Below are 13,371 nucleotides of genomic sequence, written 5' to 3' on the forward strand. Positions count from 1 at the left end.
ACCATTGCGATCACGGGGCACCCCAATTTCCATCTCACCATATGTGCTGGTCACGGTTTTCTTGCTCTTGCCATTCCGGCTGTTCGTTGTAGCCTTGCTCTTCACGTCGTGCTTCGCATAGCCCAGTTCCGTATCGAGTTCGGCTTCCARCATCGACTGYAGCGTTTCRGCAAACAGCTCCTTCAATGCCGATTGTACGTCATCCATGGTTTTCAAGTTATTTTCTTTTACAAAAGCCTTCACTTGGYCTTTGTTAAATCGAGCCATTTCAGCCATCCTCTCAAACCAACCTTTCTTCCATTTTAATGTATGGTKTGAGAGTTTACACAAAATATTTTACAGACTCGGGGCCAACCGCCCCTTTTTTTACATTGCAAATATATTATTATAATATAAATTTATCTGAAGGTTAGGTGATTAAAATTAGTATTTCCTATAAGTTAGCATTCGTTCTTGTAATTATTTGGTTCGTTGTTATTGTTTATGGTTTTCATAATTTCGATACAGCATTAAGTCAAGACGCAAAGTTTGCGTACATATTAGTCCTAGCCGCTCTAGGGATTATTTTTTTTCCAATATTGTTTTTAATAATCTTTTTTGTGCGTAGACTTAAGGATCGCAAAAAGACTTAATACGAAATGCAAAAACTCCATCCATAATGCATTAGAGGCAATCATCATGTATATTAGCTCAACCAGAATGTTCTGGTTGGCGTATTGGCGTACTAGGCTCTCATTTGCTTAGCGCATATTTTTCTATGTTAGCCGTAAGGATCGGCCAGGATCCCTGCGTGGTGTTGCGACTAACCAAGCGATAGGAAAGGAGCAAAAAGCGAGTCTATCCTGAAAATATCCTTTCGCGAAAACACCTAAAAAATAAGAAAGCAACCCTCAAACTAACAAAAACAATCATGGCTTTTTGCCGCAACCCCATCATCAAAGCTAGGTATGTTACGTTTCTTTTCTACTTCCAATACTGAGTAATAACCGTCGGTCGGGCCAAGTACGCGGCTTTTTTTGGTGGTTCGACCCTGTAACAAAAGCTGTAAGGTGTCGCCGCTCAATTCCCATGTCGGGGGAAGAGCGGTTTTCTCTTTTTCTGTTGTAAATGTAGGCATTCCCAATCAAGACAGACCCCGGCGTTGTCCCCACTGTGGACAAGGTCACCAGCTTCGATACCGTCATGGCAGCTTCACCAGAACCGTTATTACTTTGGAAGAAACTCGGGAGATCCCCATCTACCAATTCTACTGTCCATTGCCGGAATGCGGTGGGACCTTTGGCATGATCCCCGACTTTGTGGAGAAGCATCACCAAGTAGCTCTTGACGTGAAGGAAGAGGTTATTCGCCAGCAAGATCAAGGCAATTCCCTTGCCCAGATTGCCACCCAAAGCGATTCCCTGCCCTGCGTTCCCTACACCTAGAAGACCCTCTGGCGGTGGACCTCCGTTTGGAGAGAGCGATTGGTTCTAGCGGTATCCCATCTATGGAGTTGGATTCTGGCCCTTCTCCCCCACATGGAGCTAGGGTCGGAGCAAGCACGGAAGCGATCCCTTTGGGGCGGCTTCTTTGAGTTGTGGGACATGGCGAAGTCAAAGCTCCGCCAGTATAGCGATATTCTTCGTTCATCTCCTGCATCGGCATGTTCGTTCATTGGAGCTGGCGGTGCCGAACACATCATCCCAAAAAAGATGTCCGTAGCTACGGTAGCGCCTGCCTTCACAATGAGGATACGGGATTTCTCCCATCTTTCATTGAAAAAGGAGCGTGCCCAACCGATGGAACAACAAGTAAAAGAACAAACGGCCGCGTTTCGTTATAGCCTGATCGCCCCCATTGTCAGTCGGCAGACCCCGATGGCCCCCGGTGAGATCAAGGCTTATTTGGAGCAGGCCGCCCAGCAAACGTATCACATACCCGGAAGTACGAAGACTCGCGTCAGCATCCGATCCCTCGAACGCTACTTGTCCCAATACCGAAGCGGACAATGGGAGGCCCTTAAGCCAAAAGGGCGGACGCAGCGAACGTCTACCGGAATTCCTGCACCGATCCTGCAAGAAGTCATTCGGCTGCGGAAGGCACGACCGGAACGCAGTGTGGAACAAATTATCTTTATGCTCAAGGAGAGTGGCCTTGTTGCCCAAACAGAAATTGCGGCAAGCACTCTGGCTCGTCAGTTGAAGAAGGCAGGAGCAAGTCGCAAAGACCTGATTCAGTCGCAAGCCGCCAAGGGCTTCCGACGCTTCGAGGCGGAGGATGTCCATGTGTTGTGGCAGTTTGACTTCCAGCACACGCTGTATCTTCCCGATCCGGCAGACCCGAAGAAAAAGAAGAAAGCCATCCTGTTTGCCATCCTGGATGACTTTTCGCGTCTTATTACCTACGCTCAGTTTTACTGGGATGAGAAGCTGCCGCGCATCGAGGACAGCCTGAAGAAGGCGATTCTGAAGCACGGCATTCCAGAGCAGTTTTATTGCGATAATGGAGCCGCCTTCTCCTCCCAACACCTGGTTCGAATTTGTGGGAAGCTTGGCATCCGCCTTTCCCACAGTACCGTATTTCGTCCTCAGGGTCGCGGTAAAATTGAACGCTTCTTCCATTTTCATTGACACCAGCTTTAAACCCGAAGCGTACAGATCGAGCAAGGGCGCATCCTGACACTGGAAGCACTGAACCAAGGCCTCGCCGCTTGGATCGAGGGGTACTACCACATCCGGGCGCATGGTTCAACGAAACAACCGCAGAAAGTGCGGGCGGAATCGAGCAACCGGAAGCCACGCCGGGCCGCACTGGCGGAGTTGATGGACATCTTTCTCTGGGAAGAGACCCGAAAGGTGGACAAGACCGGCTGCGTTAGTCTGGACGGCAATGCCTACGAGGTAGACCTGGAGCTCTGCGGGGAGCGTGTGCAGCTTCGCTACGATCCGTTTGATCTCTCCCGTATTCAGGTGTGGTGCCAAGACAAGCAATGGCCCGATGCCACCGTCATCGATCTCTCCCGCCGTTACGAAAAGAAAGCCGGAAACCGCGCATCTGGTGGAGGAACCCGATGGACAACTCTCATTTCTCGAATTGGCAGAGCGAAAGCGCCAAGCCGCTCTTGCAGAACAAGACCCGGTGTCCTGTGCCACTCAAGGAGGTGGGAAGGCATGACGACAGTGACAGCCCCCGGTGTACCACCGTTTAGCAAAGAACTGGACACGTCCTGCTGCTTTGAATCCCGCAGCTACAAAGAGGCGTTGGCACGTCTAAACCTTCTGATTCAAAACCGCTATCTGAGTGTGCTCACCGGGGAAGTAGGCGGCGGGAAATCTACGCTGATCCGCCGATTGTTTATGTATTTGGATGATATGACTTACGCCCCCATCTATCTCTGCAAGGCGGGACTCAAGCCGCGGGATTTCTATGGAGCCATGCTCACCCACATGGGTGTAGAGCCTTGCTACAATGTAGGGAAAGCTCGGCAACAATGGGAGGAAGCCTTGCAGGCGAGAACAGCACAAGGCGAGCGCATGTGTTGGTCGTCGCGGTGGATGAAGCCCATGAGATGAGTGATGCCATGCTGAGTGAGTTGCGCTTCGTCATGAAACCACAACATGGATTCCTGCTCTCTATTCCCACTGATTCTGGTTGGGCAGCCGGAGTTGCGTAAGATCCTGCGATTGAAAAAACACGAAGAAACGGTCCAAAGAATTGGCATGCAATACCACCTAACGGCCATGACGAAAGAAGAAACCTACGGGTACATTCGGCACCACATGAAGGTAGCACAACTGGAAAAGCCTCTATTTGCCGAAGGCGATCTGCAACGGGTTTTCGCGGCAAGCCAGGGGCTCCCGCGGGTGACGAACCAGGTTCGCGCCCAAACGCTTCTCGATGTCGTAAACAAAGACTTGGAAGTGATTGAGGAAAGCCACATCGCCCGAGTTCTGGCAGATATGGACCGACAACGGGGCATTGCCGGGTCGCCTTCATAACGTCACGCTAACGCATCCCCGGAGATTGTCCGAGGGATGCATTTGTTCCACTCTATGATTGGCGTTACGCCTCTCTGCATTCTGGCGGGTTGGCATTACATTACTACCGTCATTGACGGTGGTTTTCCACCCGCCAGATTAGCTGAGAAGCGACAGTAAGGCTCTCGTACTGAATGGTGACCACGAACAGAAAAATGTTCAAATTCAATCGATTGTGCACCGACCGCGGCCACTTATTCGAGGGAGTTGGGATAGAATTTCAAACGTTACTTAGTCATTGTGCAGGTATGGATGTTCATCAAGAAACTATTGTGGCCTGTACGCTTGTGAGTGATACTCCACACTCTAAGACACAGTCCGAAGTCAAAACATTCGGCACAACAACACGGCAGCTGTTTGACTTGCTTTCATGGCTGGAATCCAAAAGTATTACCCATATTGCCATGGAGAGTACTGGGATTTTACCAGCGTCCAGTTTACAACATCTTAGAGGGATACTTTGACATCACTCTGGCTAATGCTTACCGGATCAAGAATGTCCCTGGTCGTAAGACGGATGTATCTGATGCCGAATGGATTGCTAAGCTGTTACGCCACGGTTTGATTGAGAGGAGCTTTGTTCCATCACAGGACTTACGAGAGCTTCGTGATATGGTTCGCCTGATTGTTTTTGTTAAAAAAGTCATCGATTATATAATCCTACTTTGCCAATCGAATCACGTTCCAAGAGAACTTAGGCAGCATGGACTGCACGAAACCATCTTTCACTTCAGCGTTACCGTTGTTATGCGGCGCCACGCTCGCCTGGTTTCCAGCGGTGTTTCGCGCTTTCACATCCCCGTTCTCCAACACGATGTGTTCCACCACACGATAGCCGTCGAAGTTGCGGATATCGCACTCCAGGTATAGCGAGTCTTCCAGATCACGGTTAACTGCAAAAATGGTCAACTCATCGGCTGCCTCGTTATATACCGCTGTGGATTCCAAGTATGGCACATCCGTGAAGTCTTTGCTGTCATACTTAGGCGAAGAAATAATCGGATTAAGAGCCACACCGCGACCATAAGCGGACGCATGCATGTATGGGTAGAAAATGGTTTGCTTCCACGCCGCCCCGCCCTTCTCCGTCATAATCGGCGCAATGACGTTGACAAGCTGGGCCAAACACGCAATTTTTACACGGTCCGAATGTCTCAGCATTGTGATAAGCATGCAGCCCACCAGTATAGCGTCCTCGTGAGTATAAATGTCTTCGAGCTGCGGAGGTGCAATCTGCCAAGGATCTCTTTTGCTGTCGGCATCCCTCGAGTGGTACCAAACGTTCCATTCGTCGAACGATAGATTGATCGTTTTTTTACTGTGCTTCTTCGCCTTGATATAATCGCAGATCGCTGTGACGGAACGGATGAATGCGTCCATGTCCAGCGAGCGGGCAACGAAGTTGGCTGTATCGTCCTCTTTGTTGCCGTAGTACTGGTGTAAAGAGATGTACTCCACATGATCGTAAGTGTGGTCGAGCACAGTTGCTTCCCAATCTGCGAATGTCGGCATGGCACTGTTGGAGCTGCCGCAGGCAACGAGCTCGATCGTTGGATCTACCCATTTCATCACTTTCGCGGCTTCTGTCGCGATGCGGCCGTATTCCGCGGCCGTTTTATGCCCGATTTGCCAAGGACCGTCCATCTCGTTCCCGAGGCACCACGTTTTGAACTTGTGCGGCGCTTTATACCCGTGGGACACGCGAAGATCGCTCCAATAAGTGCCTGCCGGATGGTTGCAATATTCCACCAGGTTTCTGGCGGCATCGATCCCCCGTGTGCCGAGGTTCACGGCCATGTTGACCTCGGAATTTACTTTTTTCGCCCAGTCTGCAAACTCGTTGGTGCCCACTTCGTTTGTTTCAATGGTCCTCCAAGCGAGTTCCAGGCGCCGAGGCCGCTCGCCCACAGGGCCCACGCCATCCTCCCAGTTGTACCCGGACACAAAATTACCTCCAGGATAACGCACGAGCGGCACGTTCAACTCTTTCACCAAGCCGATGACATCCTTGCGGAATCCTTGTTCATCGGCAAGCGGATGGCCCGGCTCGTAGATGCCTTCATACACAGCACGGCCGAGATGTTCGATAAACGACCCATAGATGCGGTTGTCAATTTCCGAAACTTTAAAATCCTTGTCCAAGATCATAGTCGCTTTTCTGTGGTTACTCATGCGTCTGATTACCTCACTCTCATAATATAAGGATATTTCAACACTAGCCTTTAACCCCGCCCACCGTGAGGCCCGAGATGAAGGAGCGTTGGAAAATGATAAACAAAATTAGAATCGGAAGGACGGATAGAATACTGCCCGACAAAAGAATGCTGTAGTTGTTCCCGTAAGGCGTGAGCATGGATGAAAGGCCGATCGGGAGCGTCAGCTTGGTGTCGGTTCGCAGCACGATCAACGGCCAGATAAAGTTGTTCCAGCTGCCCAATGCCTGCAAAATGGCCATCGCCCCGAACGCCGGCGCCATCAGAGGGGCCATGATCCTGAAGAAAATGCCGTATTCCGTGCAACCGTCAATCCTGCCCGCATCGAGGTAGTCCTTCGGAATGCCTGTGGCAAACTGCCTGAAGAAAAAGACGGCAAACGGCGAAACGATGAACGGAATGATCACGCCCCAATATGAATCGATGAGTTTCAACGTGATGGACATTTTGTATAACGGCAGCATGATCACCTCGACGGGAACCATCATGACCAGCAGGACGAGTATGAAAATCAGATTCCTGCCCTTGAATTGGTACACCGCCAAGCCGTATCCCACCAAGGACGAAAACAACAAGGTAAGCAGAGTGGATGCCACGGTGATCATGATGCTATTTTTGTACCAGGTGAAATAAATTTTTCCTTCCCCACTGAATAGATACGTGTAATTCTTTAAATTAAGTATTTCAGGCTGCAGTTTTACATTTAGGCCATAGCGCAGCAGCTCTGTCGGTTCCTTAAACGAAGCCAACAATAATGCGTAAAAAGGGAACAAAGCGACCGCGCCCAATATCACAAACAAAAGGAGCAATAAACCCCGTTGTATTGCTGTCGTGCTCTTCATCAGGCTACGCCTCCTTTCTGAACTGTCCGGAAACAAACAGCTGCAGGAGGTTGATAGCCAGCACCAGAACGAGGAAGGCCACGCCGATCGCCGAGCCGTATCCCATATCGAAAAACTCGAAGCTTTGCTGATACAGGTAGCCGACAATCGTTAAACCGATATCTGACGGCGACTTCGTCCCCCAGAACACGTAGCTTTCGGTAAACATATGAAAGCCGCCGAAAATACTGATGGTCAACACGTATACAGTAACCGGTTTCAACAATGGAATCGTAATGTTGAAAAACTTCGTAAATGCATTGGCGCCGTCCATATCCGCTGCTTCATACAGCTCATTCGGGATGCTTTGCAGCCCGGACAAAAAGTAGATGATGTTCACGCCCATCCAACGCCACGACGCTAAAGCAACCATCAGGAACATACCTGTCCCCGCACCGGATGTCCACTTCACCGGCTCATATCCGAACAAGGAAAGCAGGACGTTCATCGGGGCATTTTCCAGTTCTCCAAAAATGAGTCTGAAAATCGCACCACCCACAACAATAGAGGTAAGCGCCGGGATGAACAGTGTGGAGCGGAAAAAGTTTTTGGCCACCATCTTGGTCGAGTTCAGAAACACCGCGAGCACCAACGGCACCGGTAACAGAATGAGTAGTGTCCAAAATGTATACCGCATGCTGTTCCAAACGGCAGTGTAAAAGTGCTGGTCCTGTACGAGTTTACTGTAGTTTTGTACACCAATGAATTTCGTATCGCCCGGTACGATCTCTTGGAAGCTCATGATGAACGAGCTGATAATCGGATACATTTGGAACATTAAAAAAGTAATGATAAAAGGTGAAACAAACACATAAGGCGCCACTTTCCGGGAATGCAGCGCACCCCCTGACAGCTTTCTTCTGCCTGCGGTCATTGTCTGTTCCTGCTGCAAACCGCTATTGTTCATCGTCTCCCCCCTATCTTCTCAATTCGTCCGCCGCTTCTTTCAGAGCCTGCTCAGGAGTCGCGCTCTTTTCTTCCAGCACTTTGAACATCACGTTCTTTTTCAGAAGATCAACCGCCAGCGGAGTTTTCTCGTGCATACGCGGTGAATCGATCTCATCCTTAATTTGCAGCAGCACATCGAAAATACCGTTGCCGAAATATGCGGTGAATTGATTATCCGATTTCATTTCCGGAGCAGTCCACACGTCCCACCGCGGCGGATCAAATCCGAGATCGGTCCAAATCCGTTTGTTGCCTTCCTCCGACAGCTTGACATGGGCGAGGAATTCTTTCGCCAGCGCTACGTGCTTGGATTGTGCTGTGACAACAGTGCCTGTACCGCCCATGCCGGAGGATCGTTTGCCACCCTCAGTCCACGCAGGCAGCGGACGAATGACCATTTTGCCTTTCAAGTCCGGCATGTATTGTGTAAACCTGCCCATGTACCAAACCGGCATCGCCAAGGATGCGGCACCGCCCGTGTTCATGAAACCGTAATATTCCTCAGCGTGGTGATCGCCTCCTGGGGCGACTATTGCGATTTTCTCATCCAGCATGTTTCGCATGAACTGCAATGTTTTGATGTTTATCTCGTTGTCCAAGATCACTTGACCGTCTTTATCAAAATAATCCGAGCCCTGCTGCAATATAAACGGGGTAAAAGAGAACGGGTCTCTGCTTTCCACCGTTGTAATTGGTTTGCCTGTGGCAGCCAGCACCTTTTTGCCCGCTTCGAAATAGTCGTCCCACGTTTTTATATCGTCTACGTTGACTCCCGCTTGGTCCATGATCTCCTTGTTGTAGTACATCACTTCGGCTCCAACGTGCGTCGGCAAGCCGTATACCTTATCATTCTTGCTGTAAATATCCAACCTCGACTGCACCATGTTCGCTTTCACCGGGTCGACAATATCGTTCAGCTCCGCGAGAGGCGGCTTGTTACCCTTCAGGTAATTGCTGAATTTGCCGATTTCAATGTCGGCGATGTCCGGGGCGCCTACGCCAGATTGTAACGAAAGGAGCAGCTTGTTGTGCATGTCGTCAAACGGATAAGTAGTGGCTTTCAGAATGACCTTTTTGTTCGGGTTCGCCTCATTCCACCGTTTGGCCGCATCCTCATAGAACTTCTGATGAATTGCATTAAACGTCCAGAACGTGAGCGTCGTCTCCCCCGCCGCCCCGGTTTGCGGTGATGTCCCGTCTTGTGCGGAGCCCTCTGAATCGCTGCAGCCCGTTAAAACAACTGTGGCCGCCAGAATGGAACTCATGGTTAGCAGCAAAGCACCTTTCACTTTTGGCATTCGCTTGTCCCCTTTCTCTGAGCACATGATTTATACTGAACCTGGTTCCCCAGGCTCGCATACTGACGTTGTGTGCTAACTCCCCTATCCGGCATACGCAGCAGCCTACCCAAGCCGCCAGGCCATGTCGTTCAATCTGAGCTCATTACGAAACGCCAACGGCTTGGTGTCTTTGTTGATGATCATACATTCCATCCCGGTCATTTCCGCGAAATCAGTCAAATGCTCGGCGGTCACTACATAAGAAAAACCGGTATGGTGCGCGCCGCCGGCCAGAATCCAGGATTCGACGCCATCCTTAAGATTCGGCTGCACTTTCCATAGTACACGGGCTACCGGCAGGTTCGGCATCGCATGCTCAAGCTGTATGGCGTCCACTTCGTTCACCAACAGACGGAATCTGGTGCCCATATCCACAATCGTTGCGTTAACGGCCGCGCCGGATCTCCCGTTGAATACCATGCGTGCGGGATCGTCCTTGCCTCCGATGCCTAGCGGATGCACTTCAAGTCTCGGTTTATCCGCGGCGATGGTTGGGCAAATCTCCAGCATGTGCGCGCCTAACACCAGTTCATTCTGTGGATCGAGATGGTAGGTATAGTCCTCCATGAACGAGGTCCCCACATTGCCGGCGATAATTTTCATTAATCGCACCAAGGCGGCCGTCTTCCAATCCCCCTCACCTCCAAAGCCGTAGCCTTGCTCCATCAGCCTCTGCACAGCCAACCCTGGCAGCTGCTTCAAGCCATGCAAATCTTCGAAAGTGGTGGTAAAACCCCCGAATCCACCCTCCTCCAAAAATGATTTCAAGCCCAGCTCCAAACGTGCCTGGTAACCGATCGACTCGCGCACTGTACCGTCCTGCCGCCCCTGCGCGGTAATTTCGTACCGTTCGGAGTACTCCTCCATTAGCCGGTTCAGCTCCTGGCCGGTGACACTATTCACACGCTCCACCAGGTCTCCAACGCCATACCCGCTGACAGACCAGCCGAATTTGATCTGTGCTTCTACCTTGTCACCCTCTGTAACCGCCACCTGCCGCATATTGTCGCCAAACCGGGCGACCTTCAAATTCCGGCTTTCCGCGAATGCCGCTGCGGTGCGCATCCATTCTCCCATACGACGGCGAACTGCGGCGTCCTCCCAATAACCTGCCACAACTTTGCGGGATATCCCCATGCGGGCGCCGATAAAACCGTATTCGCGGTCTCCGTGAGCGGCCTGATTCAAATTCATGAAATCCATATCTATCGTATCCCATGGGATATCTCGGTTGTATTGCGTGGCCAAATGCAGCAGCGGCTTTTGCAGCCTGGACAAACCTTCTATCCACATTTTCGCCGGCGAGAATGTATGCATCCATGTGATGATGCCCGCACACTCGTCATCGGCATTTGCATCCAGCACCAGCCGCCGAATGGCGTCCGACGTAGTGAGCACCGGCTTAAACGATAGCTTGAACGGAATCGCGTCGTCGCGGTCCAAGCCTTGCGTGATCTCACGCGAATGCTGCTCCACCTGTTCGAGCGTCTCAGGACCGTACAAATGCTGACTGCCCGTGACAAACCAAAATGTATACGATTTCATCTTTAGCATTAAATGATTCCTCCTTAGAAAAAAATTTAACCCTGTGTGACACCGTTTTCCTTGATGGCTTTCAGACGTTTCATCACATCATTCTGACCCCGGCCAAAATAATCATGCAGCGCAGCGTATTCCTGATACAACTTCTCATAGATTGCTACATTCTCTGCGATTGGTTTGTACGTTTCCTCTCGTACGCGAGCCATGTGCTGCGCCGCTTCGACGATGGAGTCGTAGCCGCCGTTGTCAGCGCCTGCTGCAACCGCAGCAAACATCGCCGCCCCTAGCGCCGGCGTTTGCTTTGATGCCGCAACTTTGATCTCCCGATTGGTAACATCCGCGTAGATCTGCATCAGCAGACGATTTTTCTGCGGAAGTCCGCCACACGCGTACAGCTCGCCCACCTCGACACCGTTTGAATGCAATGCATCCACAATCTTTCGTGTGCCGAAAGCAGTGGCTTCAAGCAGTGCGCGGTAAATCTCCTCGGGCTTTGTCAACAAGGTGCATCCGACCAACAGCCCTGTCAAATCCGTGTCGACCAGGACAGAACGGTTGCCGTTCCACCAGTCGAGCGCAAGCAAACCGGTCTCCCCCGGCTTATACGCCGAGGCGCGCTGTTCCAGCCATTCGTGGACGCTTAGCTTCGCGATTTCCGCCGCTTCTTTAACATACGCGGGAACCGCTTGTTCCACATACCACTCAAAAATGTCGCCCACCGCAGACTGGCCGGCCTCATAGCCGTAATACCCTGGAATGATCCCGTCTTCCACTACGCCGCACATTCCTTCCACGGGCTTTTCCTCCGTGCCGAGCAGCATGTGGCAGATTGATGTGCCCATCGCCATGACCATCTTACCGGGCGTGACAACGCCTACTGCAGGTACCGCCGCGTGGGCGTCGACATTGCCCACCGCCACAGCGGTCCCCGGTTTTAAACCCATCATAGCGGCCATCTCCGCAGTAAGTTCACCGGCTTTGGTCCCGAGCGGAACTATGGCCCCACGCAGTTTCGTCTCCGTTAAGTTTTCCAGTCGGGCGTCCAGCGCCTTGAAAAAGTCCCGGCCCGGATAGCCCTCGCTTTTATGCCATATCGCCTTATATCCCGCAGTGCAGCTGTTGCGGACGGTACTGCCTGTCATCCGGGAAATGACCCAGTCGGTGGCCTCAAGAAAAAGGTCCGTCGCATCATAAATAGCAGGAGCCTCGTTCAATATTTGCCATATCTTCGCAATCATCCACTCGGATGAAATTTTCCCGCCATATCTGGGCAGAAATTTCTCTCCACGCGCCTCGGCTATGTCATTAATCAAATTCGCCTCATCCTGGGCTGCATGATGCTTCCACAGCTTTACCCAACTGTGTGGATTATTGCGGTGCTCTGCAATCATACACAGCGGCACACCTGCATCGTCCACCGGCAGCATCGTGCAAGCCGTAAAATCGATGCCCACGCCGATCACGTCTGCAGGATCCACTCCAGCCATTCGGATGACTTCCGGCACGGAGCGGCGCAGCACGTCGATGTAATCCCCAGGATGCTGCAGCGCCCAATCATGCTCGAGCTTAATGTCTCCCTCGGGCAGCGCCTCATCAATTACGCCGTGCGGATACGGCGTCACATGATCAGCCAACTCGGTGCCATCCGAGAGGTTAACGAGCACAGCCCGGCCGGATTGCGTGCCGTAATCCACGCCAATCGCATACTTTGTCACGAGAGCCACTTCCCTTCGTCAATTTTGCGTTTGACCGTAATACGCGTTCGCGCCATGCTTTCTCAAAAAATGGCGATCCAGCAAGCACTGCTCCATCGCCGCGACATTGGTGTTCAGCGTATAGGTCTGCAGTGCCAGCTTAGCCACCTCTTCCAACACCACCGCGTTATGTACCGCATCATGAGCGTCTTTCCCCCAAGCAAAAGGCGCGTGGCAGTGCACGAGTACTCCCGGGACCTGCATCGGATCGATGCCTTGAAACGTCTCCACGATCACATTGCCTGTCTCCACTTCATAAGCTCCGTTAATCTCCTCCTCCGTCATCTTTCGCGTGCACGGCAGTTCACCATAAAAGTAGTCCGCATGTGTCGTGCCGAGTGCCGGAATGCATCTGCCTGCCTGCGCCCAGCTTGTCGCCCAGGGTGAGTGCGTGTGGACGATGCCGCCGATTTTCGGGAACGATTTATACAACACCAGATGTGTAGGCGTATCCGATGACGGCCTGAGACGTCCTTCCACTACGTTGCCTTCGACATCCACCACCACCATGTCGTCCCGGCGCAGCTCTTCATACGGTACGCCGCTGGGTTTGATAACAATCAAGCCAGCCTCGCGGTCGATACCGCTGACGTTTCCCCATGTAAACGTTATCATTTTGAATTTGGGGAGATCCAAATTAGCCTCTAACACCTCTTGCTTCAGCTGCTCCAACAAAG

At 51.6% G+C, this 13,371-nt stretch carries 12 protein-coding genes and 2 pseudogenes; 5 read left to right on the forward strand and 9 right to left on the reverse strand.

What is annotated here, in order from left to right; translation table 11 throughout:
- Positions 1 to 267: transposase (locus CBW46_RS15025; protein ID WP_207802296.1), on the reverse strand; the 267-nt coding region annotated here is incomplete at its 3' end.
- A 683-nt stretch (positions 268 to 950) separates the two neighbouring features.
- On the reverse strand, positions 951 to 1,391 hold the full coding sequence (locus CBW46_RS21380; protein ID WP_089200822.1) for a hypothetical protein: 441 nt from the start codon (positions 1,389 to 1,391) through the stop codon (positions 951 to 953).
- Between the two features lie 387 nt (positions 1,392 to 1,778).
- On the opposite strand from CBW46_RS21380, the gene CBW46_RS21880 reads away from it, so the two are divergent.
- From CBW46_RS21880 to CBW46_RS21900, 5 genes and pseudogenes are all read left to right on the forward strand, one after another.
- Positions 1,779 to 2,609, forward strand: coding sequence for a DDE-type integrase/transposase/recombinase (locus CBW46_RS21880; protein ID WP_243633331.1), 831 nt, complete (start codon positions 1,779 to 1,781; stop codon positions 2,607 to 2,609).
- Between the two features lie 192 nt (positions 2,610 to 2,801).
- Positions 2,802 to 2,906: pseudogene (locus CBW46_RS21885) on the forward strand (Mu transposase C-terminal domain-containing protein); the annotation flags it as partial.
- A gap of 243 nt (positions 2,907 to 3,149) precedes the next feature.
- A complete protein-coding gene (locus CBW46_RS21890; RefSeq protein WP_243633339.1) occupies positions 3,150 to 3,551 on the forward strand; it encodes an ATP-binding protein in 402 nt (133 codons plus the stop codon).
- Positions 3,552 to 3,662: 111 nt separating this feature from the next.
- Positions 3,663 to 3,977: a hypothetical protein gene (locus tag CBW46_RS21895; RefSeq protein ID WP_243633332.1), complete on the forward strand. Its 315-nt coding sequence runs from the start codon at positions 3,663 to 3,665 to the stop codon at positions 3,975 to 3,977.
- Positions 3,978 to 4,264: 287 nt separating this feature from the next.
- A pseudogene (locus CBW46_RS21900) lies at positions 4,265 to 4,640 on the forward strand (IS110 family transposase); the annotation flags it as partial.
- Positions 4,641 to 4,676: 36 nt separating this feature from the next.
- Here CBW46_RS21900 and arfA read toward each other — a convergent pair.
- From arfA to araD, 7 genes are all read right to left on the reverse strand, one after another.
- Positions 4,677 to 6,188: an arabinosylfuranosidase ArfA gene (arfA, locus tag CBW46_RS15055; RefSeq protein ID WP_243633333.1), complete on the reverse strand. Its 1,512-nt coding sequence runs from the start codon at positions 6,186 to 6,188 to the stop codon at positions 4,677 to 4,679.
- 43 nt (positions 6,189 to 6,231) lie between these two features.
- Complete coding sequence (locus tag CBW46_RS15060; protein WP_089200823.1) at positions 6,232 to 7,071, reverse strand: carbohydrate ABC transporter permease; 840 nt, start codon at positions 7,069 to 7,071, stop codon at positions 6,232 to 6,234.
- Between the two features lie 4 nt (positions 7,072 to 7,075).
- A complete protein-coding gene (locus CBW46_RS15065) occupies positions 7,076 to 7,984 on the reverse strand; it encodes a carbohydrate ABC transporter permease (RefSeq protein ID WP_089200901.1) in 909 nt (302 codons plus the stop codon).
- A gap of 43 nt (positions 7,985 to 8,027) precedes the next feature.
- Positions 8,028 to 9,356: an ABC transporter substrate-binding protein gene (locus CBW46_RS15070; RefSeq protein WP_089200824.1), complete on the reverse strand. Its 1,329-nt coding sequence runs from the start codon at positions 9,354 to 9,356 to the stop codon at positions 8,028 to 8,030.
- 105 nt (positions 9,357 to 9,461) lie between these two features.
- Positions 9,462 to 10,952: an L-arabinose isomerase gene (gene araA / locus CBW46_RS15075; protein ID WP_089200825.1), complete on the reverse strand. Its 1,491-nt coding sequence runs from the start codon at positions 10,950 to 10,952 to the stop codon at positions 9,462 to 9,464.
- Positions 10,953 to 10,978: 26 nt separating this feature from the next.
- The gene (locus tag CBW46_RS15080) at positions 10,979 to 12,655 is read right to left on the reverse strand and encodes a ribulokinase (protein ID WP_424446529.1); all 1,677 of its coding nucleotides are present in this window, start codon (positions 12,653 to 12,655) and stop codon (positions 10,979 to 10,981) included.
- Positions 12,656 to 12,673: 18 nt separating this feature from the next.
- Positions 12,674 to 13,369, reverse strand: coding sequence for an L-ribulose-5-phosphate 4-epimerase (gene araD, locus CBW46_RS15085; RefSeq protein ID WP_089200827.1), 696 nt, complete (start codon positions 13,367 to 13,369; stop codon positions 12,674 to 12,676).
- Positions 13,370 to 13,371 lie beyond the last annotated feature (2 nt).

Source organism: Paenibacillus xerothermodurans (genome assembly GCF_002220865.2).
GTDB lineage: Bacteria > Bacillota > Bacilli > Paenibacillales > NBRC-103111 > Paenibacillus_S > Paenibacillus_S xerothermodurans.

Excerpts from the sequence above, each read along its gene's own strand:
- CBW46_RS15065 (WP_089200901.1), bottom strand. The coding sequence starts at position 7,984 with ATGACCGCAGGCAGAAGAAAGCTGTCAGGGGGTGCGCTGCATTCCCGG.
- CBW46_RS21880 (WP_243633331.1), top strand. The coding sequence starts at position 1,779 with ATGGAACAACAAGTAAAAGAACAAACGGCCGCGTTTCGTTATAGCCTG.
- araA (WP_089200825.1), bottom strand. The coding sequence starts at position 10,952 with ATGCTAAAGATGAAATCGTATACATTTTGGTTTGTCACGGGCAGTCAG.
- CBW46_RS15060 (WP_089200823.1), bottom strand. The coding sequence starts at position 7,071 with ATGAAGAGCACGACAGCAATACAACGGGGTTTATTGCTCCTTTTGTTT.
- CBW46_RS21890 (WP_243633339.1), top strand. The coding sequence starts at position 3,150 with ATGACGACAGTGACAGCCCCCGGTGTACCACCGTTTAGCAAAGAACTG.
- arfA (WP_243633333.1), bottom strand. The coding sequence starts at position 6,188 with ATGAGTAACCACAGAAAAGCGACTATGATCTTGGACAAGGATTTTAAA.
- CBW46_RS15070 (WP_089200824.1), bottom strand. The coding sequence starts at position 9,356 with ATGCCAAAAGTGAAAGGTGCTTTGCTGCTAACCATGAGTTCCATTCTG.